This window comes from Pseudoclavibacter sp. VKM Ac-2867 (assembly GCF_015351275.1).
Taxonomy (GTDB): domain Bacteria; phylum Actinomycetota; class Actinomycetes; order Actinomycetales; family Microbacteriaceae; genus Pseudoclavibacter.
Genome location: NZ_JADKSL010000005.1, coordinates 24,479 through 50,380, shown reverse-complemented (window position 1 = coordinate 50,380; position 25,902 = coordinate 24,479). Strand labels below are relative to the sequence as shown.

At 68.9% G+C, this 25,902-nt stretch carries 20 protein-coding genes and 1 tRNA gene; 5 read left to right on the top strand and 16 right to left on the bottom strand.

What is annotated here, in order from left to right:
• The first annotated feature begins 83 nt into the window (after positions 1-83).
• Complete coding sequence (locus ITJ67_RS06690) at positions 84-2,105, top strand: ABC transporter ATP-binding protein (RefSeq protein WP_228502401.1); 2,022 nt, start codon at positions 84-86, stop codon at positions 2,103-2,105.
• Between the two features lie 397 nt (positions 2,106-2,502).
• Here ITJ67_RS06690 and ITJ67_RS06685 read toward each other — a convergent pair whose 3' ends face one another.
• The 14 genes from ITJ67_RS06685 to ITJ67_RS06625 all read right to left on the bottom strand — a co-directional run bounded on the left by ITJ67_RS06685 (position 2,503) and on the right by ITJ67_RS06625 (position 16,474).
• The gene (locus ITJ67_RS06685; RefSeq protein WP_194677130.1) at positions 2,503-3,069 is read right to left on the bottom strand and encodes an isochorismatase family protein; all 567 of its coding nucleotides are present in this window, start codon (positions 3,067-3,069) and stop codon (positions 2,503-2,505) included.
• A 64-nt stretch (positions 3,070-3,133) separates the two neighbouring features.
• Entirely contained in the window at positions 3,134-4,540 is a 1,407-nt protein-coding gene (gene dacB / locus ITJ67_RS06680; protein ID WP_194677129.1) for a D-alanyl-D-alanine carboxypeptidase/D-alanyl-D-alanine-endopeptidase, read from the bottom strand.
• A gap of 160 nt (positions 4,541-4,700) precedes the next feature.
• Entirely contained in the window at positions 4,701-5,483 is a 783-nt protein-coding gene (locus tag ITJ67_RS06675) for a dihydrofolate reductase family protein (RefSeq protein WP_160072807.1), read from the bottom strand.
• 62 nt (positions 5,484-5,545) lie between these two features.
• A complete protein-coding gene (folP, locus tag ITJ67_RS06670) occupies positions 5,546-6,475 on the bottom strand; it encodes a dihydropteroate synthase (RefSeq protein ID WP_194677128.1) in 930 nt (309 codons plus the stop codon).
• A gap of 95 nt (positions 6,476-6,570) precedes the next feature.
• Positions 6,571-6,646, bottom strand: a tRNA-Thr gene (locus ITJ67_RS06665).
• Positions 6,647-6,733: 87 nt separating this feature from the next.
• Positions 6,734-8,332 carry an alpha/beta hydrolase gene (locus ITJ67_RS06660; protein ID WP_194677127.1) on the bottom strand — a complete coding sequence of 533 codons (1,599 nt, stop codon included), beginning with the start codon at positions 8,330-8,332 and terminating at the stop codon, positions 6,734-6,736.
• The gene (locus tag ITJ67_RS06655) at positions 8,329-9,498 is read right to left on the bottom strand and encodes a DNA polymerase III subunit delta' (protein ID WP_104243154.1); all 1,170 of its coding nucleotides are present in this window, start codon (positions 9,496-9,498) and stop codon (positions 8,329-8,331) included. The genes ITJ67_RS06660 and ITJ67_RS06655 overlap by 4 nt, the downstream gene beginning before the upstream one ends.
• A 2-nt stretch (positions 9,499-9,500) precedes the next feature.
• On the bottom strand, positions 9,501-10,139 hold the full coding sequence (tmk, locus tag ITJ67_RS06650) for a dTMP kinase (RefSeq protein ID WP_160072813.1): 639 nt from the start codon (positions 10,137-10,139) through the stop codon (positions 9,501-9,503).
• Complete coding sequence (gene topA / locus ITJ67_RS06645; RefSeq protein WP_104243158.1) at positions 10,136-13,030, bottom strand: type I DNA topoisomerase; 2,895 nt, start codon at positions 13,028-13,030, stop codon at positions 10,136-10,138. The genes tmk and topA overlap by 4 nt, the downstream gene beginning before the upstream one ends.
• Positions 12,982-13,551 (bottom strand): Rv3654c family TadE-like protein, encoded by a 570-nt coding sequence (locus ITJ67_RS06640; protein ID WP_323741407.1) that lies wholly within the window; start codon positions 13,549-13,551, stop codon positions 12,982-12,984. Before ITJ67_RS06640 ends, topA begins: the two co-directional genes overlap by 49 nt.
• On the bottom strand, positions 13,548-13,916 hold the full coding sequence (locus tag ITJ67_RS06635) for a TadE family type IV pilus minor pilin (protein ID WP_228502400.1): 369 nt from the start codon (positions 13,914-13,916) through the stop codon (positions 13,548-13,550). The genes ITJ67_RS06640 and ITJ67_RS06635 overlap by 4 nt, the downstream gene beginning before the upstream one ends.
• Positions 13,913-14,131: a DUF4244 domain-containing protein gene (locus ITJ67_RS19680; RefSeq protein ID WP_228502399.1), complete on the bottom strand. Its 219-nt coding sequence runs from the start codon at positions 14,129-14,131 to the stop codon at positions 13,913-13,915. Before ITJ67_RS19680 ends, ITJ67_RS06635 begins: the two co-directional genes overlap by 4 nt.
• Before the next feature lie 118 nt (positions 14,132-14,249).
• Positions 14,250-15,299: a type II secretion system F family protein gene (locus tag ITJ67_RS19675; RefSeq protein WP_228502398.1), complete on the bottom strand. Its 1,050-nt coding sequence runs from the start codon at positions 15,297-15,299 to the stop codon at positions 14,250-14,252.
• A complete protein-coding gene (locus ITJ67_RS06625; RefSeq protein WP_194677126.1) occupies positions 15,296-16,474 on the bottom strand; it encodes a TadA family conjugal transfer-associated ATPase in 1,179 nt (392 codons plus the stop codon). Before ITJ67_RS06625 ends, ITJ67_RS19675 begins: the two co-directional genes overlap by 4 nt.
• A 573-nt stretch (positions 16,475-17,047) precedes the next feature.
• Here ITJ67_RS06625 and acs point away from each other — a divergent pair.
• A complete protein-coding gene (acs, locus tag ITJ67_RS06620) occupies positions 17,048-19,015 on the top strand; it encodes an acetate--CoA ligase (protein WP_194677125.1) in 1,968 nt (655 codons plus the stop codon).
• 102 nt (positions 19,016-19,117) lie between these two features.
• Here the strand turns inward: acs and ITJ67_RS06615 are convergent, their stop codons facing one another.
• Positions 19,118-19,579 (bottom strand): RidA family protein, encoded by a 462-nt coding sequence (locus ITJ67_RS06615; protein WP_104285911.1) that lies wholly within the window; start codon positions 19,577-19,579, stop codon positions 19,118-19,120.
• Positions 19,576-19,740, bottom strand: a complete 165-nt coding sequence (locus ITJ67_RS06610) for a hypothetical protein (protein WP_194677124.1) — start codon at positions 19,738-19,740, stop codon at positions 19,576-19,578. The genes ITJ67_RS06615 and ITJ67_RS06610 overlap by 4 nt, the downstream gene beginning before the upstream one ends.
• Before the next feature lie 164 nt (positions 19,741-19,904).
• Between ITJ67_RS06610 and ITJ67_RS06605 the strand changes: the two genes are divergently transcribed.
• Genes ITJ67_RS06605 through ITJ67_RS06595 form a run of 3 tightly spaced genes read left to right on the top strand, consistent with a single transcriptional unit; the run spans position 19,905 to position 25,889 of the window.
• Positions 19,905-22,361 carry a transglycosylase domain-containing protein gene (locus ITJ67_RS06605; RefSeq protein ID WP_160072823.1) on the top strand — a complete coding sequence of 819 codons (2,457 nt, stop codon included), beginning with the start codon at positions 19,905-19,907 and terminating at the stop codon, positions 22,359-22,361.
• A gap of 31 nt (positions 22,362-22,392) precedes the next feature.
• A complete protein-coding gene (locus ITJ67_RS06600) occupies positions 22,393-23,355 on the top strand; it encodes a metallophosphoesterase (RefSeq protein WP_160072825.1) in 963 nt (320 codons plus the stop codon).
• 5 nt (positions 23,356-23,360) lie between these two features.
• On the top strand, positions 23,361-25,889 hold the full coding sequence (locus tag ITJ67_RS06595; protein ID WP_194677123.1) for a transglycosylase domain-containing protein: 2,529 nt from the start codon (positions 23,361-23,363) through the stop codon (positions 25,887-25,889).
• The last annotated feature ends 13 nt before the right edge of the window (positions 25,890-25,902 follow it).

Genomic DNA, 25,902 nt, shown 5'->3' with positions numbered 1-25,902 from the left:
GTACCCTTGGCGGGTGCGCGCACACGACTGCGCGCCATCGGCGTGCGCGCATCTCGGCGCGCTGCGGGCGAAAGGCCAGGAGTTTGGGCGACAAGCCAGTGGATGCAGGAGCAGTTGGCAGCGGGGAGACGGCGCAGAAGAAGCGCAGGGGCTTCCCCGGGCGACCGGTTCGCGAGGCGTCGGGCGCACCGAGGGCGACCTTCAAGCAGCTCCTCCCCCACCTGCTCGTCAACAAGCCACTGCTGGCGGGCATCATCGCCATCAGCGTGCTCAGCTCCGCGTTGAGCCTCGCCCAGCCACTGCTCGTGAACGTGCTCATCGGCCAGGTCGAGGTCGGCACCATCGCCGCCTGGGTCGTGTGGGTGCTCGTCGGCGCCGTGGTCATCGGCGCCATCGCCAACGGGGTCCAGCACTTCCTCCTGCAGCGCACGGGCGAGTCGATCGTGCTCAACACGCGACGCCGCCTCGTCGCGAAGCTCCTGCGGCTCCCCGTCGCCGAGTTCGACGCCCGCAGGACGGGCGACCTCGTCTCCCGCGTGGGCAGCGACACCACCATGCTCCGGGCCGTGCTCACGCAGGGACTCGTCGAAGCCATCGGCGGCGCCCTCACCTTCATCGGCGCCGTCGTCGCGATGATCGTGCTCGACGGCGTCCTGTTCCTCATCACCTTCGCCGTGGTCGTCGTGGCCCTGCTGCTCGTCGTCGGCATGTCGATGCGCATCCGCGAGGCCAGCGCGGCGGCCCAGCAGAAGGTGGGCGACCTCACCGCCTCCGTCGAACGCGCCATCTCCTCGGTCAGGACCGTGCGGGCCTTCGGCGCGACCGAACGCGAGGAGCGCCTCGTCGACACCGACGCGGTTGGCGCCTACCAACGTGGCCTCGATGTGGCCCGCATCTCCGCGTTCATCGTGCCTGTTGCGGGCTTCGCCATGCAGGGCGCGCTCATCGCAGTGCTCGGCGTCGGCGGCCTGCGCGTGGCGGCAGGCGACCTGAGCATCGCCAACCTCATCGCCTTCATCATGTTCCTGTTCATGATGATCATGCCGCTCGGCCTCTTCTTCGGGGCCCTCACCGCCGTGAACACCGCCCTCGGCGCGCTCGGGCGCATCGAGGAGATCATCGCGATCCCCGAAGAGGGGGCAGGCGACCGCGATGAGGCGGCGCTGGTCGTCCTCGAGGGGCCCGCCAACGAGCGCGGGGAACCGGATGCGCCCGCCGTCGAGTTCGAGGACGTCACCTTCCACTACCCGGAGGACGTCGTGCGTGCGCGGGCCGCTCGCGAGCGAGCAGCTGCGCGGCTCGAGACGATCCGCCGCGAGTCGTCCCGCGGCGGAATGGCAGCCGCCATGACGGGGGCTGCTTCGGACCCCGACGCTCGACTCTTCGCTGAGGACGGAGCTCAGGCGCGCGTCGAGGCGCCGCTGGTGCTCGACGGTGTCAGCTTCGCGCTGCGCCGCGGCGAGCGCCTCGCCCTCGTCGGCCCATCCGGCTCGGGCAAATCGACGGCCCTTGCCCTGCTCGAGCGCTTCTACGACCCCACGGGTGGCAGCATCCGTCTCGGTGGTGTGGACCTTCGCTCCATCGACCGGCAGCAGCTGCGCGCACAGCTCGGCTACGTGCAGCAGGACGCGCCCGTGCTCGCCGGCAGCCTGCGCGAGAACCTCCTCCTCGGACGGCCGGACGCCGACGATGTCGCCTGCGAGGAGGTGCTCCGCGAGGTGAACCTCGGGGACGTCCTGGACCGCAGCGACGACCGGCTCGACACCCAGGTCGGCGAGTCCGGCGTCATGCTCTCCGGCGGCGAGCGCCAGCGCCTCGCCATCGCGCGCGCGTTGCTCTCGGCCCCGCCGATCCTGCTGCTCGACGAGTCGACGTCGGCCCTCGACGGCGCCAACGAGCGGCTCATGCGGGACGCCCTCGACAAGGTCTCGGAAGGACGAAGCGTCATCGTCATCGCCCACCGCCTGTCGACGGTCGTGGACAGCGACCAGATCGTGGTCCTCGAGCATGGTCAGGTGCTCGGCCGCGGCAAGCACCACGAGCTCGTCGACACGGTCCCCCTGTACCGGGAGCTCGCGCAGCACCAGCTGCTCCTCCCCCGCTGAGTCAGCCAGGCCGGACCGCGCCGCGCTGCTAAGCAGCCCGGGTTGCCATGCCGCATCGTGCCGCCATGCCGAGTCGTGCCGCCCCGCACCCACAGTCTCGGGATGGAGAAGTCCCTGTTAGGTGGGAAGCTTCCCAGCACGAAGTGAGGTTTCCATCCCGAGACCGGGCGCGACGGGCCAGCAGTATTCCCGAGCGCCCAAACCGGGCCGAGCTCCATGGGCCGACCTGAGCCGGGCGATCCACGCGCCGCATCCGCAGTCTCGGGATGGGGAAGTCCCTGTTAGGTGGGAAGCTTCCCAGCACGAAGTGAGGTTTCCATCACGAGACCGGGCGGGACGGGACTCGGGACGGGACGCGAGGCAGGACGCGGGGCCGGCGGCAGGCGCGGGGGCGACCCTACTCGACGGTGACGCCGACTGCGCGGAGCTCCTCAAGAGCCGTCGCTCTGGATTCCGGGGCCACGGCTGAGGTGAGGCCGTCGATGACACGCACCGTGAACCCCTCCCGGTGGGCGTCGAGCGCGGATGCGCGCACGCAGTGGTCGGTCGCGATGCCCACGACGTCGAGGTGGTCGACGCCGCGAGCGCGCAGCGCCTCGGCGAGCGTCTCGCCCTCAGCGGTTGCCCCGTCGAAGGCCGAGTAGGACGGCGAGCCCTGGCCCTTGAAGACGTGGAGGTCGACGAGCTTCGTGTCGAGCGCGGGGTGGTAGTCGGCGCCTGGTGTGCCGGCCACGCAGTGCTCCGGCCAGCTGTCGACGAAGTCGGGCTGCGGGTGGAAGTGCCCACCGTTGTCACTGTCGGCGTCATGCCAGTCGCGCGAGGCGACGATGACCGCGTAGTCCTCGCCGTTGTCCGCGAGGTGCTCGGTGATGCCGGCTGCCACGGCTGCACCACCGGCTGTCTCGAGGGCCCCGCCCTCGGTGAAGTCGTTCTGGACGTCGACGATCAGCAGTGCGCGGCTCATGCCCCCAGTCTGCCGCAGGGCTCCTGGATGAGCCAGGCGCATCCGCGCCCGCTCGGCTCGTCGCTCACCAGTTGGCGAGGGATGCGCCGCACGAGTAGGTGCGGGCGGCGATGGTGTCGAGGGCGTCACGGTTGGCGGGCGTGACGGCTCCCACGACGAAGAAGGCGAAGGTCAGCCTGCTGCCGTCCGCGGCGGTCATGTAGCCGGCGAGGCCGTAGACCTCGTTGATCCATCCCGTCTTGGCCGTGATGGCGCCTGGGGGGACGCCCAGGGAGGTGAGCCTCGTCTGGAGGGTGCCGCTCTGGCCGGATGCGGGCAGGTCGTCGAGCATCTGGGACGCGGCGATGTCCGGCTGCGAGATGGCTTGCAGCAGCTCGGCGACGAGTTCGGGCGGAACTCGGTTGTCGGCGGACAGACCGGAGCCGTCAGCGAGGACGAGGCCGACTGTGTCGAGGCCGAGGGTCGACAGTGCCTGGCTGGTCGAGGCTTGGATGGCGGCGAAGTCGGTGCCGGCGCCCTGCTCGATCGCGACGAGCCGCGAGAGCATCTCGGCGACGTTGTTGTCGCTGTCGATCAGGGCATAGTGCACGAGTTCGGAGACCGGCTGCGACCAGACCTCTGCGAGCAGCGTCGCGCCCGCCGGGACGGTGGCGCTTGCGCCTGCCGTCGCGGCTCCGAGCCTCGTGGCGAACGCGCTTGCGGCGGCGCCGCTCGGGTCGTCCGTGCGAGGCGAGACGAGGCTCGCCGGGTTCTGGCGTCCGCCGTCGACCATGAGCGCCGAGATCGGGCTGATGTAGCCGTCGGTGCGGTCCGCCTGCAACCACGACGGCTGCCATTCCGGCCCGCTGAACGCCGACTTGTCGACGAGCACCTGGGTGAGGGCTGTGCCGGAGAGGTTCGGGTCGTTCGCCCAGGCTGTCCGGGTCTGGCCGGCGAGGTCGGCGAGCGTCGCGGTCGCGCCGGAGTAGTAGCTGCCCGCGCCGGTGTCGGTGGAGGCGAGGGTCACGTCTCCACCTCCCACGATGACCACCGAGCCCGGCTCGCTGCCTGCGTAGACGCGCGTGGGGATGCGGAAGTCCGGGCCGAGCACCTGCATGGCCGCGGTCGTGGTGAGGAGCTTCATGACGGAGGCCGTCGGCACCGCGTCCGCCGCCTTGCGCTCGTAGATCGCTTCCCCGCTCTGCGAGTCGACGACCACGCCGTGGAAGTCGAGGGCTCCTTCGGCGCTCGCTACGTCTTCGATGGAGCAGGTGCGCATCGGCTCGGCGGCGGTGGCTTCGGCGGGTGCCTCGCGAACTGCGCCGAGCGACTTGGCGGGGAGGACCTCTGACGTGCCGGCGAAGGCCGGTGCCGCTGCTGCGAACCCGGCCGCGCCGGCGGCGAAGCCCCCTCCGAGCGCGAGGACGCCCACGAGCGCGAAGCCGACGAGGCGACTGGCGAGTGAGCGCGGGGACTTTCCTGAGCTGGCCATGTCACCTCCCGGCGGAACGAGGAGCCGCGTCGTCGTTCGACGCCACGGCAAGCTGCAAGTCTAGCCAAGCGACGCAGGCGCCGTGCTGACCAGGGAATCGGGGATGCCTCCTGCCCACTGGACCGCTCGGCGCGGCGGGGAGGGCAGGAGACTCGAGCCCTCAGCTCAGGCCGGCAGAGCGGAGGTAGTGGAGCAGCAGTGTGTCGTCGCACTCCAGGACGCCGGCGAGGGCGAGCGGGTGCTGCGCGAGCGTCTCCGAGTGCGTGATGCGTCCGCCCTGCCCACCCACCGACGCCGGCGAGATCGTCAGGCAGAGCTCGTCGAACGCGCCCTGAGCGTTGACCTCGCCGAACAGCGACGGTCCGCCCTCGCAGAGCACCTCCGTGTGACCCAGCTCGCGCAGCATTGCGCGGAGCTCGGTGACGTCGAGAGTTCCAGGGCGCTCCGGATGCTCCGGCACGGTGAGCACGGTCGCGACCTCCCGAAACGGCGCGAGCCGTTCGGGGTCAGAAACGGGAGTCACCACGATCGGCGGTACCGGCGCATCCGCGAACATCTCGTGCTTCGGGTCGAGCGCGAGCCGGCTCGAGACGATGCCGAGCGTCGGATGCGGGGGTCGCCCCCGCTCTTCACGCCAGGCGACGGAGGGCTCGGACACTCGAAGGCCCACGTAGCCTTCGTCGCGGAGGGTGCCCGCCCCCACCAGCACAAGATCCGCGAGGCGGCGCAGCAGCTCGAACACGCGATGGTCCGCGGCGGTGCCGAGGCTCCCCGACCTGCCGTCGCCGCCCATGGCGGCCCCGTCGACGCTTGCCACGAAGTTCAGCCGGAACGCCCCGTTGGCGGGGTAGGCGTAGTGGGCGAGCAGTTGCTCGTCGTCAAGCTGCTCACGGGCCCCTTCAGGGCCGAGCAGCGAGCGGATCGCCGGGGATGGAGCGTTCATGCTGAGAGCATGCCACGCAGACGTGGACGGCAGTGGTGAGTCGAGTGCGAACCGCGTGTGCCCTAGACGTTGTGTCGCGTGTAAGCGGGCGCGCGGAGGCCGAGGATCGCCTCGGTCATGCGGGTCGCATCGACCGCCTCAGGCACGTTGTGCATGCGGACGATGCGAGCGCCGAGCAGGATGCACGCGACGGCCGCCGCGAGCGATCCGGCTACCCGCTCCCGCTTCGGCCTGTCGAGGGTCTCGCCGATGAAGTCCTTGTTGGAGACCGCGGCAAGGGAGGGGAAACCCAGCGACGAGATCTCATCGAAGTGCCGTGTCAGTGCGAGCGTGTGCAGCGTGTTCTTGTTGAGGTCGTGCCCCGGGTCGACGATGAGCTGGTTGTCCTCGACCCCCAGCTCGATGGCCCGCTCGGCCCGCGCCTGCAGGAACGAGCGCACCTCTCCCACCACGTCGTCGTAGCGCGGCCGGGCGAGCTCCGCCCTCGGCGCCGCGACGCTGTGCGTGATGACGAGCTGAGCACCCGACCCCGCGACGACCCGCGCGAGGTCTTCGTCGCGGAGGCCGCTCGTGTCGTTGATGATGCCTGCGCCCGCTTCGAGGCATGCCTCGGCCACGCGTGCACGGTAGGTCTCCGCGGAGATGGGGATGCTGGTCCGCTCCCGCACGGCACGGATCACGGGCACCACTCGGCTGATCTCGTCCTGCTCGGAGAGCTCCTCACCTGGTGCGAAGGGCTGACCGCCGATGTCCACGATGTCCGCGCCGGCCCGCTCGGCGGCGAGCACCGCATCCACGGCGCTCTCGAGCGCGAAGGTCGCCCCATCGTCGTAGAACGAGTCGGGGGTGCGGTTCACGATCGCCATGACCGCCACGCGCCGGGAGAAGTCGAACCCCTCCCCCTCGCCGAGGCGATGGACCGGGCTGCGCAGGCCAGGGAACGCCAGGGGCGGGTGCTGGTCGGGGTCTTGGCGGTGCCGGCGCTCGAGCATCTCATCAGCGTAGGGGAGACGTGCTGAGGAGCGCGGCCGACTCGGTGCCGCCGGAGAAGACAAAAACCCCTCCGCACCGAAGTGCGGAGGGGCGATGGGGCCGCCTGCGAGAATCGAACTCGCGACCTATTCATTACGAGTGAATCGCTCTGCCGACTGAGCTAAGGCGGCCTGCCTGCAGCTCAACTCCCTGGGGCGCTGAACTCGACACCAAAGCATAACGCACACTCAGCTCAAGTGCACATCGGGGTGTCGTGGTCAGCAGACGAGGCCCTCGGCGGGCACCGTCCCGTCGATGAAGTACGCGTCGACGGCGCCCGTGACGCAGCTGTCGCCCTGCGTGTAGGCGAGGTGCCCTTCACCCTCGAAGGTGACGAGCGTGGCCGATTCGAGCTGCTCGGTCACTGCCTCCGCCCACGCGTATGGCGTGGCCGGGTCACCCGTGGTGCCGATGATCAGCACGGGATCTGCACCGGCCCCCGTGACGGGCGCGAGCTCGTTGGTGGATGGGAACGCCCACTGCTGGCAGGTCGTATCGCCGAGCGCTTCCGGGCCGGGGATGCCGATGGGGGTCGACTCTGCGATCTGCCGGTTGAAGTCGGCGATCTTCGCGGGATCGGTCTCGACCGGGTAGTCGAGGCAGTTGATGGCGGTGAACGCCTCGAACATGTTGTCCGCGTAGGTGCCGTCTGGCTCGCGCCCGTAGTAGGAGTCGCTGAGGGCGAAGAAGCCCGCTGGGTCGCCGGTGGCCTCATAGGCGGCGAACGCCTCGCTCAGGTACGGCCAGCTCTGGTCGTTGTAGAGGGCCGAGCTGATGGCGGTGTCGATGACGCTGCTGGTGAGCTTCCGCCCGTCGGCGTTGTTGGGGAGCGTGTCGTCGGCCTCGGCCATGAGGGCGTTGATCTTCGCGATCGCGTCGTCGACGCTGCCCGTGAAGGGGCAGCTGGTCGTCGTCAGGCAGTCCTCGAGGTAGGTGCGGGTCGCTTCGCCGAACGCACCCTGCTGGGCGAGCACGACCTCGAAGGTCGAGAGGGTGGGGTCGGTCGCGCCGTCGAGCACGACGCGTCCGACGGTCTCGGGGAACATGTCGATGTACTGCGCACCGATGTCGGTGCCGTAGGAGAACCCGAAGTAGTTGACCTTCGGGTCGCCGACGAGGGCTCGCATCATGTCGAGGTCCTTGACGGTGCTCTTCGTGTCGACGAACTCGAGGAGAGCCCCCGTGTTCTCGAGGCAGTCGTCGGCGAACTCCTTGGAGTTCGCGGTCACCGCGTCGATGATCTGCTGGTCGGTCGCCGTCTCGGCGTCCAGTTCCTCGTCGACGCCGTAGAACCATTCATCCATGCCAGCGTCGTCGCGGCAGTCGACGGCGCTCGATTCTCCGACGCCGCGCGGGTCCCAGCCCACGATGTCGAAGTCGTCCATGAGCTCGGGCGTGAAGACGTACTCGGCGCTGTCGCGAACGAAGGAGATGCCGGAGGCGCCGGGGCCGCCCGGGTTCGTGAAGATCGTGCCGAGGGGATTGCCGCTCGCTGCGGGCACCTTGACCATGGCGAGCTCGATCTTCTCGGACGCCCCGTCACCCCAGTTCATGGGAGCTTCGGCGGTGGCGCACTCGCGCCCGTTGCCGCAGTCGCCCCAGTCGAGGTCCTGCTCGTAGTACGCCTGGATGCTCGGCTCGAGCCCGGTGGGCACAAGCTGCGCGTCCTCCTGCGGCCCGCCGCCTCCCGAGGTTCCGGGGCCCGCGAGGGTCGTGATGAGCGTGCATCCGCTGAGCGCGAAGATGGCGGCGGCCGCGAGGAGCGAGGCGCCGATGCCCCGCGTCGCCGCTCGAGCGCGGGTGGTCGTTCTGGTCATGATGCTCCCTGCTGCTTCTGCGTCCAGCTGATCAAGAATGCCTCCAGTACGAGCGCAACGGGCACGTTCGCGGCGAGTCGTGCTCGTGCCTTGCTGACGGCGTCGATGCTGGTGAGCACGTCGTCGGAGCTGCGGGAGCCCGTTGCGGCTTCCAGTTCGCTCCTCCGGTGCTCGTTGACGAGCTCGACGGGCAGCTCGAGCTGGAGCATGAGCAGGTCGCGCAACAGAGAGACGGAGTCGGTGAGGATGCGATCGATCGCGTCGACCTGCCCTCGCTTGGCCCGGCGCTTCTGGTGCTCCTCGAGCTCGCGGATCTGGCCGCGCAACTGCCGTGGCACCGCCTGCCCCGGTGTGAGCCCGAGCGAGCGGAACGCCGCGGCGCGCTCATGCTCGTCGCGGTCGGCGGCGTTGGCGGTGGCGTCTTCGTCGGCGATGGTCACGAGCTGCGCCGCCTTGCGAACGGCCTCTCCGGTGGTGCGGATGTCGAGCAGGCCGTCGAGTGACGCGTCGCGCCTCCCCCAGGCGTCTTCGCTCGTCGCGAGGCGCTTGGCCATGCCGACGTGGCTCTGCGCTTCGCGGGCGGCGCGCAGGGCGGTGTCCGGTTCGATCCCGTCGCGCCGGACCAGCAGAGCCGCGACGTCTCGAACCGCGGGGACGCGCAGGCGCACGCTGCGCACTCGCGAGCGGATGGTCGGCAGCAGGTCGGCCTCGCTGGGAGCGCAGAGCACCCAGACGGTTGATTCCGGCGGCTCCTCGATCGCTTTGAGGAGGGTGTTGGAGGTGCGCGCGACCATGCGGTCGGCGTCCTCGACGATGATGACCCTGTAGCGCCCGGTCATGGGTGACATGGAGGCTCGTTCGACGAGCTCTCGAGCGGTCTTGATGTCCAGCTGCACGGTCTCGGTCACGACCGCCGTGAGGTCGGGATGTGAGCGGGCGCGCACCTGCACGCACGACGGGCACACCCCGCATCCCCCGTCCGGGCAGAGGAGCGCGGCCGCGAAGGCGTAGGCCATGTTGCTGCGGCCGGAACCGGGAGGGCCGGTGATGAGCCAGGAGTTGGTCATGCCACTCGGGTCGATGGCTCCCCGCTTCGAGGCTTTCGCCGCGTTGGAGAACAGCGCTATCGCGTCGTCTTGACCGGACAGGTCGTCCCAGACGGTCACGGCTACTCGCCCGCCGGCTGCCGCTCGAGGAGCTCGGCGACGCGGGTGCGGATGAGCTCCGCCACATGCTCGCGGGGCTGGGTCGCATCGATGACGAGGAACCTGTCGGGGTCTGCTGCGGCGAGAGCGAGGAACGCCGCGCGGACGGAGTCGTGGAACGACTTGGACTCTGCTTCGAGCCGATCGTAGGTGCCGCGGGTCTCGCCGATGCGGCGGCGGCCCTCTTCCGGGTCGAGGTCGAAGAGCACGGTGAGGTCGGGGAGGAGGCCACGTGCGGCCCAGAGCGAGAGGTCTCTGACCTCGTCGGCGCCGAGCTCGCGACCGGTCCCCTGATACGCGATCGAGGAGTCGAGGTACCGGTCCTGCACGACGATGTCGCCGCGCTCGAGGGCTGGCCTCACAACCGTCGCGATGTGCTGTGCACGGTCGGCGGCGTACAGGAGCGCCTCGGCTCGCGCGTCCATGTGTCCCTTGCGGTGGAGCACGAGCTCTCGGATGTCGGCGCCGAGGTCGGTGCCACCGGGTTCGCGGGTGCGCACGACCTGCCGGCCGAGCGAGTTCAGCCAGTTCTCGAGCAGGCCCGAGTGCGTCGACTTCCCTGCCCCGTCGCCGCCCTCGAGCGTGATGAAGAGGCCCGTCATTCGGTGGCTGCTGCTTCGCTGGCCTTGGCCGCCGGCTTCTTGGCGGGTGCGCGCTTCGCGGCTGGCTTCTTCGCGGCGGTCGTCTTCGCCGTCGTCGACTTCGCTGCCGGCTTCTTCGCGGCTGGCTTCTTGGCTGCCGGCTTCTTCGCGGCCGTTGTCTTGCGCTTCACTGGACCCTTGGCGCGCTTGTCGGCGAGCATCTGCACGGCCTCTTCGAAGGTGACGTCCTCGGGGTTCGCGCCGCGTGTGACGGTCACGTTCGTCTCACCGTCGGTCACGTACGGCCCGAAGCGGCCGTCCTTGATCTTGATCGGCTTTCCGCTGACCGGGTCGGCTTCGAACTCCTTGATCGCGGCCTTCGTGGTGCGAGCACCGTACTTGGGCTGCGCGAACAGCTCGTGGGCCGCTTCGAGCGTGACCGTGAAGATCTCGTCCTCGCTCGTGAGGGAGCGGGTGTCGGTCCCCTTCTTCAGGTACGGGCCGTAGCGCCCGTTCTGTGCGGTGATCTCCGCGCCCGTCTCGGCGTCGACACCGACGACCCGGGGCAGCTCGAGCAACCCGATGGCCTGCTCGTAGGTGACCTGCTCGGGGATCATGGACTTGAACAGCGATGCGGTGCGGGGCTTGTCCGCCGCGGCGGCCTTCTTGGCGCGCGGCTTCTTGACGGGACGCCCCTCGGCTGCGGCGGCTTTCGCCTCCGCCTCTTCCGCGAGTGCCTTGGCCTTCGCGTCCGCCTCCGCGGCGGCCTCTTCAGCTTCTGAGGGACCCTCGGTCACGTAGGGGCCGAAGCGGCCGTCCTTGACGAGGATGCGCTTGCCAGTCTCGGGGACGACGCCGAGCACGCGGTCGGTCTGGATCGGCGCCTCGACGAGCTCGATCGCCTTCTGGGCCGTCAGCTCGTCCGGCGCCAGCTCCTCAGGCACATTCACGCGGCGAGGAGTGTCGCCTTCCGTCTCCGGCGCCACCTCGAGGTACGGGCCGTAGCGTCCGATGCGGAGCACGATGCCGTCGGCGAGGGGGGTGGAGTTGATCTCGCGGGCGTCGATCTCACCGAGGTTGTCGATGACGCCGCGCAGGCCCTTGTGGTCCTCGGTTCCGAAGTAGAAGCCACGCAGCCAGTCGTTGCGCTGCTCGGATCCTGCGGCGATCCGGTCCAGGTCGCCTTCCATCTGCGCCGTGAAGTTGTATTCGACGAGGTCGTGGAAGTGCTCCTCCAGGAGTCGGACGACGGAGAAGGCCGTCCAGCTGGGGACCAGCGCGCTGCCGCGCGGTGCGACGTAGCCGCGGTCGATGATCGTGGAGATGATCGACGCATAGGTGGACGGACGGCCGATGCCGAGCTCGTCGAGGGTCTTGACGAGGCTGGCCTCCGTGTAGCGCGGGGGTGGGCTCGTCTCGTGGCTCTTGGCGTCTGCCGTCTCGGTCTCGAGCTTCTGGCCCTTCTCGAGCGGCGGCAGCTTGGCTTCCGCGGTCGTCGAGTCGTCGCGCGCTTCGTCCTTGCCCTCCTCGTAGGCGGCGAGGAAGCCGCGGAAGGTGATGACGGTGCCGGATGCCTGGAACTCCGCGGCGCGGCTGGTGACCGTGCCCTGCGCGTCGGACACGTCGACGGGCGAGGCGTCGATCGTGACGGTGGCCGTCTGCCCCTTGGCGTCGGCCATCTGCGAGGCGATGGTCCGCTTCCAGATGAGGTCGTAGAGCTTGAAGTCGTTCGGGCTCAGCTTGGGGCGCAGCTCGCTGGGGAGCGCGAAGGTGGAGCCTGCTGGCCTGACCGCCTCGTGCGCTTCCTGCGCGTTCTTCGACTTGGAGCCGTAGAGGCGGGGGGCGGCGGGAACCGTCTCGGCACCGTAGAGCTTGGACGCCTGCGTGCGGGCCGCGTTGAGGGCCTGCGACGAGAGCGAAGACGAGTCGGTACGCATGTAGGTGATGTACCCGTTTTCGTACAGCGACTGGGCGACGCTCATCGTCTGGCGCGCGGTGAAGCGCAGCTTGCGCGCTGCCTCCTGCTGCAGCGTCGAGGTCGTGAACGGCGCCGCGGGGCGGCGCGTGTACGGCTTGGACTCGACGGAGGAGACCGTGAGGGGCACGGTGCCCGCGGTGAGCTGCACGGTCAGCGTGGTCGCCTCGGCCTCGCCGAGGATCACGCTGGTGTTCTTGAGCACACCGTGATCGTCGAAGTCGCGTCCGGTGGCGACGCGCTCGCCGTCGAGCTTCGTGAGGCGGGCGACGAAGGCTGCACCGTCCTTGCCGGGCTCCGGCGCGAAGCGTGCTTCGACACCCCAGTAGCTGGCCTTGACGAAGGCGAGGCGCTCGCGCTCGCGGTCGACGATGAGGCGTGTCGCCGCTGACTGCACGCGGCCGGCGGAGAGTCCGGGGCCGACCTTGCGCCACAGGACCGGGGAGACCTCGTAGCCGTAGAGACGGTCGAGGATGCGCCTGGTCTCCTGGGCGTCGACGAGGTGCACGTCGATGTCGCGGGTCCGGTCCTTGGCCGCCTCGATCGCCTCGCGGGTGATCTCGTGGAACACCATGCGCTTGACGGGGACCTTCGGCTGGAGCACCTGCAGGAGGTGCCAGGCGATGGCCTCTCCTTCGCGGTCCTCATCAGTTGCGAGGATGAGCTCGTCGGCATCCTTCAGAGCTCGCTTGAGCTCGGCGACGGTCTTCTTCTTCTGCTCGGAGACCACGTAGTAGGGCTCGAATCCGTTGTCGACGTCGACGCTGAACTTGCCGAGGGAGCCCTTCTTGAGTTCCGGCGGGAGGTTCTTGGGCTCGATGAGGTCGCGAATGTGTCCGACGGAAGCGAGCACGGTGTAGTCATCACCGAGATACTGCGAGATGCTCTTCACTTTGGTCGGCGACTCGACGATGACCAGTGTGTTGCTGCCTGACACAAGCGTTCCTTGGATGGGTCTGCGTGCTTTCGCACGGCGATTCCGGCTGGCCGGAGTGATGTGGGGGCTGTTGCCACCCGTCGGCGCCCATTATATGGACGGGCTGGTCTGTGAACGGGCTGGCTGAAACGGAAGGCTTCCAAATGCTGGCGGCTCCACCTCACGTCTTCTCGTTCCGGCGGCGGTCCTGCCCTCGACGATTCCGAAAAGACGAACGGGCCGGACTCTACACGAACTCGCACAACGGCCTCCCGGCCGTCGGTCGCGCACTCCTCCAGCGATGCGCCGTTCGCCTCGACGACGCGAGCCGCTTCCGCACACGGTTCTCCGTCCAGATACCCCGAGGCGACATCGGCCGCCGCGAGCGCTCCGGCGTCCGCGGCCGCCTGCGCAGCCTGTCGGGCTGGGAAGGCAGCCAGCATGCCGATCGCGCCCACGGAGATCGAGAGGACAAGCAGCGCCACGGCGAGCACGACGACCCCGCCGGCACCGCGCTCTCCGGCGAGCCTCTCGGCGATCACCGCCCACCACCGAGAGCGCAGGCGCGTGCGGCGACCGTGACGGGCAGCTCCCGCTGGCCGAGTTCGAGCGGCGTGGATGCGAGTGCGCACACGAGCCCGTCCGCGTGGCTGACCTCGAGGTGCGCGTCGGGCACGAGGGCCAGGATTCGTGCACGCGCGATGGACTCGTCGTCGCCCCTTGCGATGAGCCGGACCGCGTCGGCAACCGCATCCTGCAGCCGCACCTGCACCACGACCCCCTGGAGTCCGGCGAGGCACAGAGCGAGCAGGAGAACGACGGCGGGTGCGACGATGGCGAACTCCGCGGTCGCGGAGCCCCGGGAAGAGCAAGCGATCTGTCGCCACCGCAGCACCCGGCGCATCATTCGTCCAGTGTGAGTGCGGTGCGGATGATGTTCTCGAGCAGTTCACGGACCTCGTCGCTCTGCATGATGACGACGAGGAGTCCCGCGAAGGCGACGGCGGCCATGGTGGCGATCGCGTATTCGGCGGTCGCTGCACCCTCCTCGTCGCGGAGACGAGTTCGGACTCTCGTGAGGATCGCGCGTGGGCCTGCGCTGAGGCGGTCGTTGGTGGGCAAGGTTGTACCTCTCTTATTGGTTGTCAGTTCGGAGTCGGCACGAGCGTCGAGGGGCGGGCGTCTGGGCGGCCGAAGGAGTGGGGGGCGGCGACGGCGCGCCACGCCTTCGCGGCGGGCCTCACAGCCGCGAGATCGTCTGGGTGAGCACCGCGAGGATGAGCGGCGCCACACCGAGCAGCAGGAACGCGGGGAGCACGCACAGGCCGAGCGGCAGCATGAGGCGCACTCCGAGCTGCGCGGCGTTCCGGCTCGATGCGGCTCTGGCATCACGTCGCTCGAGCGCGGCCTCGCTCCGGAGGAGCTCGGCGGCAGGCACTCCGGCGTCTCTGGCGAGATCGAGGACGCGCTCGATGCGACCGTCCGAACGCGAGGCTTCTCGACTCGACCGGCGGCCGTGGGCCAGATCGGCGTCTTCGAGGACACGTTCGACCTGGTGGAGAACGGTACTGGCGGATGCCCCGCCGAGCATTCCGAGCGCCGTCAGGTCGAGCGCAAGGCCGGGCACCGGGTCTCGTCTTGAGGCTGCCGCGATGAGGGCGCGGTTCCAGAGGTGCGCGGTCGCCATGAGCGCGAGGCCGCCGACGAGGCAGGCGCGGCCGATGGGGGTCCCGAAGAGCATGGCGAGACTGTCGAAGCCGAGCGCGAGGCCGAGCATCACCCCCACGGCGGGCAGGCCCATGACGAGGCGCGCGGCGCTACTCGGGCCGGCGAGCGCGAGCTCGACGTCGCGCTCGGCTGCCGCATGATCCCGGAAGGACTGCCCGAGGTCGGCGAGACCGCGGGCAAGCGGGGCACCCGTCAGTTCGGCGAGCGACCACGCGCAGCCCAGGGAACGCCAGCTCGTCGCCTGCTGCTCCCGGAGCATCGCGCCGACGCGCTGGCCGGCACGCAGGCCCCGCGCGACTCGCAGCTCGACGGGCTCGGCGATGTCGCCGCTGGGCGGCGCCGCCTTCACGCGAAACGCGGCGATCGCTCGTCGCCGCAGCTCACCTCGGAGCGCGCTTCCCACCCGAGCGCGCTCTCTCCCCGGGTGAGCCGACTCGGCTGCGGCGAAGCTCGCGACGTGCTGCCAGGCGGAGGTAGCCGTCGCACCGCCGAGGAGCAGGGCGGCCAGGCGCTCGACGACCGCAGCCGTCTGCTCCGCCTCGTCGATGGCCAGCCTCGTCATGGCCGCTTGGGCTCTCGGTGACGGGTTCCCGTCGTGCTGGTTCCCGACTGAGGGAAAGCCGTGGACCCGGTGACGTCGACATCCGACGCGCCCCGGGGACGCGCCACGGGGGCGACCGCCAATCGGCCCGCGGCATCGAGGCGGAACTCGCCGATCTCTGCGAGTCGTCGATGCCCGGATGTGGTGCGCTCAACGTGCATGACGAGATCGATGGCGCTCACCGTCTGTCGCGCAACCGCGTCCGGTGTCATCCCCGCAAGCGCGCCAAGGGCCTCCAGCCGGGAGGGCACGTCCGCGAGCGAGTTCGCGTGCAGCGTGCCCGCACCGCCATCGTGGCCGGTGTTGAGGGCCGCCAGCAGCTCGCGGAGCTCCGCGCCACGGCACTCGCCGAGCACGAGGCGGTCAGGGCGCATCCGCAGGGATTCGCGGACAAGGCGCTCGAGGGGCACGCTCCCCGCGCCTTCGATGTTCGCCTGCCTCGCCTCCAGCGAGACGCTGTGCGGGTGCGCGATACGCAGCTCAGCCACGTCCTCGATCAGGATGATGCGGTCCCGCTCGTCGGCCTCCGAGAGCATGGCAGCAAGGAAGGTCGTCTTCCCGCTTCCGCCAGCACCGGTCACCAGGACGTTCGCTCGGGCCCGCACCGCCTCTCGCACGAGTTCCTGGGCTCCGGGCGCGAAGAACGCCTGTCGTTCGAGCTGCTCCAGAGTGAGCTGGCAAACCTTCGGGGCTCTGATCGACAGGAGAGTGCCCGTGGTCGAGACGGGCGGGAGAACGGCGTGCACGCGGATGCCGTCGGCGATTCGCACATCCACGCAGGGCGCGGATTCATCGAGGTGCCGGCCGCCGGCCGCGACGATGCGGACCGCGAGCTCACGCAGTGCACGCTCGCTCGGGGCCAGCCAGGACTCCTCCCGTTCGGCCCCGCTCCCCCGGTCGACGTACAGACCTTCGCAGCCGTTCACGAAGAGGTCGGTCACCTCCCCGTCTGCCACGTACCCGGCGAGCGGCCCGAACGCGTCGGCTTGGCCTCGGGTGAGCGAGCGCACCGATCGCGGTGTGGAGTCGTCGAAACCAGCGCGCGGCGGCAACGTGAGCGACGCGGCGCGGTCGGCCGCTGGACGAGCGACGAACCGCTGGACGGGCGCCGCGCCGGGGCCTGAGGTGAAGGACATGCAGGAAGCGTACGAACGGCCGCGGTCGAGCGCGGGCGGCGCTGCGCCGACTGGGGAGAAGCACTCTCCACAAGTCCCCGAGCGACAGAGTCGCGCAGTGCGGTGGCGGAGTCGCGCGGTTAACTGAAGAGGCGCCCGGACAGGGGGATATCCGAGCGCCTCAGCTCATGCAGCGTTCAGGGGGGTTGATTGCTGCAGAGCGACGACAGTTGCGACAGAGAGCGAAACCATCGAAGTCCATGCTAGTGCATATTTCGCTCGAGACCACGTCTGATTCCCAGACAATCGAAAAATGTTCGGCTGGTCTCTCACGGCCGCACGGACGCCGAATCCCGCGCCCCCGCACGCCGTGGACGCTCCGCTCCTGCGCTCCGCAGCCATCCGTCGAGCGCGGCACCACTGGCACTGCTGCCGGTTCACTTCCGCAGGGCCTGGCGCAGCAGGATCGCGTCGAAGCGCTCCGACATTCCCCCCGAAAGGCGGGAGTCGGAGCACATGCTGGCTCCGTAGACTTCTGGCACGCTGCGCCGCACTGAGGTGGCGCCGCATCGCAACGACGCGAAAGGACCTGTGGTGGCTGACAAGATCGAACACCTTCTGGAAGACCTCGAGACCTTCCCGCCCAGCGACGACTTCACGTCCTCCTCCCCCGTGCCGGCCGACCTCGCCGCGCGAGCCGAAGAAGACCGTCTCGGATTCTGGGCCGAGCAGGCCAGGGAGCTGCACTGGTCGACTCCGTTCACGGAGGTCCTCGACTGGAGCGACGCTCCCTTCGCGAAGTGGTTCGCCGACGGCACGCTCAACGCGAGCTACAACTGCGTCGACCGCCACGTGCTCGCCGGCAACGGCGACCGGGTCGCCATCTACTGGGAGGGCGAGCCCGGCGACAAGCGCACCATCACGTACTCCGACCTCCTCGGCGAGGTGAAGCGGGCGGCGAATCTCCTCGAGAGCCTCGGCGTCACGGCCGGAGACGTCGTCGCCATCTACATGCCGATGATCCCGGAGACCGTCGTCGCGATGCTGGCGTGCGCGCGCATCGGCGCCATCCACTCGGTCATCTTCGGCGGCTTCAGCGCCGACTCCATCCGCAGCCGCGTCGAGGATGCGAACGCGAAGCTCGTCATCACGAGCGACGGCTCCATCCGCAAGGGGCGGATCTTCCCCCTCAAGGAGACGGTGGATGCGGCGCTCGAGGCAGACGGGCACACCGTCGAGCACGTGCTCGTCGTCCGTCGCGCCGACAACAAGCCGTCGCTGACCCCGGGACGTGACCTGTGGTGGCACGAGGAGATCGCGCAGGTGAGCGATGAGCACGTCGCGAAGCCGTTCCCCGCCGAGCACCCGCTCTTCATCCTCTACACGTCGGGCACGACCGGGAAGCCGAAGGGCCTCCTGCACACGACGGGTGGCTACCTCACCCAGACGTCGTTCACGCACCGCACCATCTTCGACCTGAAGCCGGAGCAGGACGTCTACTGGTGCTCGGCCGACGTCGGCTGGGTGACCGGCCACAGCTACTTCGTCTACGGACCCCTCGCGAACGGTGCGACGCAGGTCATGTACGAGGGCACGCATGACACCCCTGACCTTGGCCGCTGGTTCGACATCATCCAGCGCTACGGCGTCACGATCTTCTACACGGCACCGACGGCGATCCGCGGCTATATGAAGTCGGGCAGGCAGATCCCCGCGAAGTACGACCTCTCGTCGATCCGTCTCCTCGGCTCCGTGGGAGAGCCGATCAACCCGGAGGCCTGGGCCTGGTACCGGGAGGTCATCGGGGGCAATCGCGTGCCCGTCGTCGACACCTGGTGGCAGACCGAGACGGGCGCCATCATGATCTCCGCGATCCCGAGCCAGGTCGCGCTCAAGCCAGGCGCCGCGCAGGTGCCCGTTCCCGGGGTGGTCGTCGAGGTCGTCGACGACAAGGGCGAGCGCGTCAACCCTGGCGAGATGGGGCTCCTCACGATCACGGAGCCGTGGCCATCGATGACCCGAGGCATCTACGGCGACCGGGAGCGGTTCATCGAGACGTACTGGTCCCAGTTCCCTGGCCGCTACTTCGCCGGCGACGGTGCCGGCGTCGACAAGGACGGGCACCTCTGGCTGCTCGGCCGAGTCGACGACGTCATGAACGTCTCCGGCCACCGGCTGTCGACGACGGAGATCGAGTCGGCGCTCGTCGACCACCCGTTCGTCGCCGAGTCGGCGGTCGTCGGGGCGAGCGACGAGACGACGGGGCAGGCGGTCGTCGCCTTCGTCGTGCTGAAGGAGAGCAAGAAGGCGGAGATCGAGGCCTCTGACGCTCCGAAGGTGCTGCGCGAGCATGTGTCGACGAAGATCGGCGCGATCGCCCGTCCACGTCAGGTGTATGTCGTCGCAGAGCTCCCCAAGACCCGTTCTGGCAAGATCATGCGGCGTCTGCTGCGCGACGTCGCAGACGGCAAGGCGGTCGGGGACACGACGACCCTCACCGACGCCTCGGTGATGTCGGCGATCTCCTCCGGTGTCGCATCCGGAGCCGCCGACGACGACTGACCCGACGCGGCCCCTGACAGAACGACGGAAGCCCTGCGCCCCTCAGAGGAGGGATGCAGGGCTTCCGTCAGTGCGGATGCTCGCGCTGCGCGAGGCGGCCCGCTACTCGTACGCGACGATGAGGTCGACCTCGACCGGCGAGTCGAGCGGCAGCACCGCGACACCCACCGCGGCACGGACGTGCGTGCCCGCGTCGCCGAAGGCGAGGCCCAGCATCTCGGAGACGCCATTCGCGACGAGCGGCTGCTCCGTGAAATCAGGGGCGGATGCGACGTAGACGGTGACCTTCACGACTCGCGTCACGCGGTCGAGGTCGCCGATGACGGACTTGATGGCCGCAAGCGCGTTGAGACCGGCGAAGGCCGCGAACTCGATGGCATCGTCGCGCGGCACCTCGGCGCCGACCTTGCCCTTCTCGGGGAGCGCTCCCTCGATGAACGGGAGCTGGCCGGAGGTGTACACGAGGCCGCCGTGCTCGACTGCCGGCACGTAGGCGGCGACCGGAGCGGCAACCGGAGGCACCGCGAGTCCCATCGCACCGAGACGTTCTTCGACCTGGCTCATGCTGACTCCCCCGCGATCGGGCGCTTCATGTAGGCGACGGATCCGCCCTCGGCATTCGTGGAAACCTGCACCAGCTCCCAACCCTGAGCACCCCAGTTGTTGAGGATGACAGTGGGGGTGTGCAATGGGAGCGGGGTGATGAAATATTCCCACTTCTGCATGGACGTCCTCCTGTGCGATGAGCGCTCAGGCTCTTCATGGGGTACTCATTGAACACTCCTGAAGACGCCACGAGCGGGTGTGACTTACCCTTGATCCTATGTCTGTCACGAATCCAGGGGCGCCCAAACGCAACATTCTGGGTGGCCTCCTAGGGCTGCTTGGTATGAGCGGAGTCGCGGGCGTGCTCGTCACGGCCATGATCACCCCGCTCATCGCCGTCACCGGTGTGGCCGCGAACAGCACCATCTCGCTGTTCGAGAACCTCCCGACGTACCTCGAGATCGGTTCACTGCAGCAGAAGACCGAGCTGTACGCCGCCAACGGACAGAAATTCGCCGAGTTCTACAACCAGAACCGCGAAGAGGTCCCACTCGACCAGATCTCCCCATACGTCGCAGACGCGGCCATCTCTGTGGAGGACCCCAGGTTCCGCGAGCACGGTGGCGTCGACGTCATCTCGGCGGCGCGTGCGCTCGCCCAGTCCGTCATCGGCGATGGCGCGGCAGGCGCATCCACGATCACCATGCAGTACGTGCGCAACGTGCGCGTGCAGACCGCCGAAGCGATCCCCAATGAAGAGGAACGCGACAAGGCCTACCTCGAGGCGACCGAGACCACGACGGGCCGCAAGCTCCAGGAGATGCGCCTCGCGATCGGCGTCGAGAAGCAGTTCTCCAAGGACGAGATCCTCCAGGGCTACCTCAACATCGCCCTCTTCGGCGGCACCACCTACGGCATCGAGTCGGCAGCGCAGCGCTACTTCGGCAAGTCGGCGCTCGACCTGAACCTGCAGGAGTCCGCGAGCCTCATCGCGATCGTGCAGGAGCCGAACGCGTACCGCCTCGACGTGCCCGAGAACATCGAGGCGAACAAGGTGCGCCGCGACTACATCCTCATGCGCATGATGGAGGAAGGCAAGATCGACCAGGCGACCTACGACGCGACCGTCGTGCTGCCCGTCGAGCCCCGCCCGACGGAGCCCAAGCACGGCTGCAGCGCGGCCGAGGGCAACGCGCAGTACTTCTGCGACTACGTGCGACTCGTCATGGTCCAGGATCCCGCGTTCGGTGAGACCTACGAGGAACGGCAGTTCAACTTCCAGACCAAGGGCTACCAGATCCACACGACCCTCGACCTCGACATGCAGGCTCAGGGTCAGGCCTCGATGGCCTCGGCTGTTCCCGCCTACGTCGACGGCATGGACATGGGATCCGCAGCTTCCATGGTCGAGGAGGGCACGGGCCGCGTGCTCATGATGGTGCAGAACACCGCCTTCGGCGACACGGAGGAGCTGGCCGGTCAACCGGGCTACACCTCGGTGAACTACAACACCGACTACGAGTACGGCGGTTCCACGGGCTTCCAGGTCGGGTCGACCTACAAGATGTTCACGCTCGCCGAATGGCTGGCATCGGGGAAGTCTCTGAACTCCTCCGTGAACGGCAAGGACCGCGCCTTCAACCTCGCGAACTTCCAGAACTCCTGCCTCGGCGCGGATGGCGGCTCCTGGTCGCCGACGAACGACGGAGGCTCGAAGGTCGGCAACGTGTCGGTCCGCCAGGCGACGTCGCAGTCGATCAACACGGCGTACGTGGCCATGGCCGAGCAGCTCGACCAGTGCCGCATCCGCGACACCGCCATGGCCATGGGCGCACACCGCGCCGACGGGGCGATCAACGAGTCGAACCCGGCCGCAGTGCTCGGAACGAATACGATCGCGCCCCTCTCCATGGCGACGGCCGTGGCCGGATTCGCGAACGGCGGCGTCACCTGCACGCCCATCGCGATCGACAGCATCACGCTGCGCGACGGCTCCGCCATCGAGGCGCCGAAGTCGACGTGCAACCAGGCGGTGACCCCCGAGGTCGCGGCCGGTGTGACCTCCGCCCTCCAGGGCGTCGCCAACGGCGGCACGGGCAGTGCCTCGAACCCGGGCATCGCACCCCTCATGGGCAAGACCGGAACCACGGACAGCGGCCTGCAGACGTGGATGGTCGGAGCCACCACCAAGGTCGGCCTCGCCGTCTGGGTCGGCAACGCCAGCGGCCAGGTCCCCATGTACGGCGTCGACCTCCCCCGCGCGGTCGGAAGCCAGACGCGTCACGTCATCTTCAACGACGTCATCGCCCAGGCGATGCGCGTCTACGGCGGCGACTCCTTCCCCGAGCCAACCGGCAGCGCCGTCCAGAACGAGCAAGTGACGGTGCCAGACCTGACCGGGAAGACGACGGCTGAGGCGAAGTCCTCGCTCGAGGGGCTCGGCTTCACCGTGTCCGTCGGCAACGCCGTCGAATCCGATCAGCCGGAAGGCACTGTGGCCAGCACGCTGCCGAGCGCGAACACCCGTGTGACGCAGGGAACGACGATCACGATCACCCCGTCGCGCGGGCCGGCCGCCGCACCGACCACGGCGGCGCTCGTCGCACCGGACCTCGCGGGGCAGACCCAGGAACAGGCGCAGTCCACGCTCTCCCAGCTCGGCTTCAGCGGCACCATGGCGATCCTCACCGAGGAGAGCGCGACCGTCCCGAGCGGACAGGTGATCCGCACCGACCCGGCACCGGGCGCGGAACTGAATCGCAGCGGCTCCATCCAGGTCTACGTCTCTTCCGGCCCCTAAGGGCCATCGCACTAACTGAAACGAGTTCCACATGGCGGATTCCGTCGCCACCTCGGGCCAAGGAACCTCTTCCGGCCTCGGACCAGCAAGCGCCGTCGCCCTCACCCTCCTCGGGGTGGGGGCGGCGACCGCCATCTACGGCACGATGATCGAGCGCCGCGCGTTCCGTCTGCGTCGGGTCGAATCGCGCATCCTGCCCCCCGGTTCAGCCCCGCTGCGTGTCCTGCACCTCAGCGACTTCCACGTCGCGCCCTGGCAGCGCAAGAAGCAGGAGTTCGTCAGAGGGCTCGCCGCCCTGCAGCCCGACCTCGTCATCGGCACGGGCGACAACCTCGGCCACGTCGACGCCGTCCCGACCGTCGCCCGCATGCTCGAGCCGTTCGAGGGAATCCCTTCTGTGCACGTGTACGGGTCGAACGACTACCTGGGGCCCGTCCTCAAGAACCCCTTCACGTACTTCGGCAGTTCCGCCCACGTCGCGAAGACGGCGCCGCGTCTCGACACGGAGAGCCTCACCGGCCACTTCAACCGTCTCGGGTGGACGCCCCTCAACAACATGGCGGCTGTCCTCGAGGTCGCCGGCAGGCGCATCCGCTTCTTCGGGGTCAACGACCCGCACATCGACGGCGATGACTTCGCCGCCGCGGGTGAGGCCCTGCGCGAGGCGTCGGAAGGTGAGGACTGGGACCTCACCATCGCGCTCGCGCACGCCCCGTACCAGCGGGTCCTGAGCGGACTCGTCGACCTCGGCGCCGACGCGATCTTCGCGGGCCACACCCACGGCGGCCAGGTCTGCGTGCCCGGCTACGGCGCCCTCGTCACGAACTGCGATATCCCCCGCCGCCAGGTGAAGGGCCTCAGCGAGTGGACCTCGCGCGGGCGCACCGCGGCGCTCCACGTCTCCGCCGGCCTCGGCACGTCGATCTACGCCCCCGTGCGATTCGCGTGCCCGCCGGAGGCGACGCTCCTGACCTTCCTACCCCGGGTATCGTGACCGCCATGGCAACAAAGAAACGTGGAAACCGGAAGCGCGGTCCGCTGACGCGCGTCCTCGGACTCGTCGGCGTGAGCGGCCTCGCTGCCATCCTCATCTCCGCGCTCGTGACTCCGCTGATCTCCGTCGCCAACATCGCGGACAACAGCTCCATCAACCTGTTCGAGAGCCTCCCCGACTACCTGGAGATCAACGAACTCCAGCAGGTCACCGAGCTCTACGCCAAGCAGGGCGGGCAGGACGTCAAGTTCGCCCAGTTCTACAACCAGAACCGCATCGAGGTGCCCCTCGACCAGATTTCGCCGTGGGTGCCGCTGGCGGCCATCTCGGTGGAGGATCCGCGTTTCCGCGAGCACGACGGCGTGGACGTCATCTCCGCGGCTCGAGCCCTCGTGACCTCGGTCATCGGGGACGCCTCCGCTGGCGCCTCGACCATCACCATGCAGTGGGTCCGCAACGTGCGCGTGCAGGAGGCCGAGGCGATCCTCGACCCCGCCGAGAGCGAGAAGGCGTACATCGAGGCGACCGACCCCAACACGGGCCGCAAGCTCCAGGAGATGCGCCTCGCCATCGGCGTCGAGCAGCAGTACTCGAAGGACGAGATCCTCCAGGGCTACCTCAACATCGCCCTCTTCGGCGGCACCACGTACGGCATCGAGTCGGCAGCGCAGCGCTACTTCGGGAAGCCGGCCATCGACCTGAACCTGCAGGAAGCCGCGAGCCTCATCGCCATCGTGCAGGAGCCGAACGCCTACCGCCTCGACCGCGAGGAGAACATCGAGGGCAACAAGGAGCGCCGCGACTACATCCTCATGCGCATGATGGAGGAGGGCGCCATCGACCAGGCGACCTACGAGGCCACCATCGCGCTGCCCGTCGAGCCGAACGTCACCGAGCCGAACCACGGGTGCGAATTCGCGGAAGGCAACGCCAAGTACTTCTGCAAGTTCGTGCAGCTCTCCGTGCTCCAGGATGAAGCCTTCGGCGCGACCGAGGCCGAGCGGATGTTCAACCTCGCCGGCAAGGGCTACAAGATCTACACGTCCCTTGACCTCGACATGCAGGGCGTCGCGACGCAGTCGATGCAGAACGCCGTGCCGTCCAGCTACCCGGGCACGGAGCTCGGCGCCGCCGCATCCATGGTCGAGAACGGCACCGGCCGCATCCTCGCGATGGTGCAGAACACCCAGTTCAGCGAGGTGGCCGAGAATCAGGGCCAACCCGGCGTGACCTCCGTGAACTACAACACGGATTACGAGTACGGCGGCTCTACCGGCTTCCAGACTGGTTCGACGTACAAGATCTTCACGCTCGCCGAGTGGCTGTCTTCAGGCAAGTCGCTGTACTCGTCCGTCCCGGGACAGAACCGCACCTTCTACCTCGAGAACTTCTCCAACACGTGCGAGGCCGAGTCCGACGGCCCATGGGCGCCGACGAACGACAGCGGTCAACGAGTCGGGACCGTCTCGGTGAAGTCGGCCACCGCCTCGTCGATCAATACCGCCTACGTGACGATGGCGGAGCGCCTCGACCAGTGCCGCATCCGCGACACGGCGATGGCCCTCGGCGGCCACCGCGCCGACGGAGCGATCAACTCCTCGGTGCCGGCCGCCATCCTCGGCGCCGCCAACGAGATGGCTCCGCTCTCGATGGCCACAGTCATGTCCGGCCTCGCGAACAATGGCACGACCTGCTCGCCGACGGGCATCGACCGCGTGACGCTGCCAGACGGCACCGAGGTCTCGGGTCCCGAGTCCCGCTGCATCCAGGCCGTCTCGCCGCAGGTCGCGGCGGGCGTCGATGAAGCCCTCGCCGGCGTCGTCAACGGCGGCACCGGCTCGCGGTCGAACCCGGGCATCGTTCCGCTGATCGGCAAGACCGGCACGACCGACAACGGCCTGCAGACGTGGATGGTCGGGGCGACGACCAAGGTCGGCCTCGCCGTCTGGGTGGGCAACGCCAATGGCCTCCTGCCCATGTACGACGTCGACCTGCCGCTCGCGGCGGGAAGCCAGACGCGTCACGTGCTCTTCAACGACATCATCGGGCACGCGATGAGCACCTACGGCGGCGGCGACTTCCCCGAATACGTGGAGGACGAGGACGCCCTGGTGCTGGCAACCGTGCCGGACGTGACAGGCCGGTCGACGGAGGAGGCGCGCCAGGTGCTCGAGGGGCTGGGCTTCGGTGTCTCCATCGGGCCATCGGTCGACTCCGACCAGTCGCCGGGAAGCGTCGCGAACACCCTGCCGACCGCCAACACTCGCGTCGACAAGGGGACGACGATCACCATCCACCCGTCGGCTCTGCCTGAGGATGCGTCGAACGGGCTCCTGGCGCCGGACGTCGCGGGCAAGACACAGGATGAGGCGACGACACTGCTCGCGGGCGCCGGCTTCAGCGGGACCGTGACCGTCATCGCCGAGAAGAGCGCAACCGTGACGAGCGGGCAGGTGATCCGCACCGACCCCGCGACGGGCACTCCCATCGAGCCGACCGGCGACATCAGGCTGTTCATCTCTTCGGGGCCGTAGGAGTTTCCGTGGC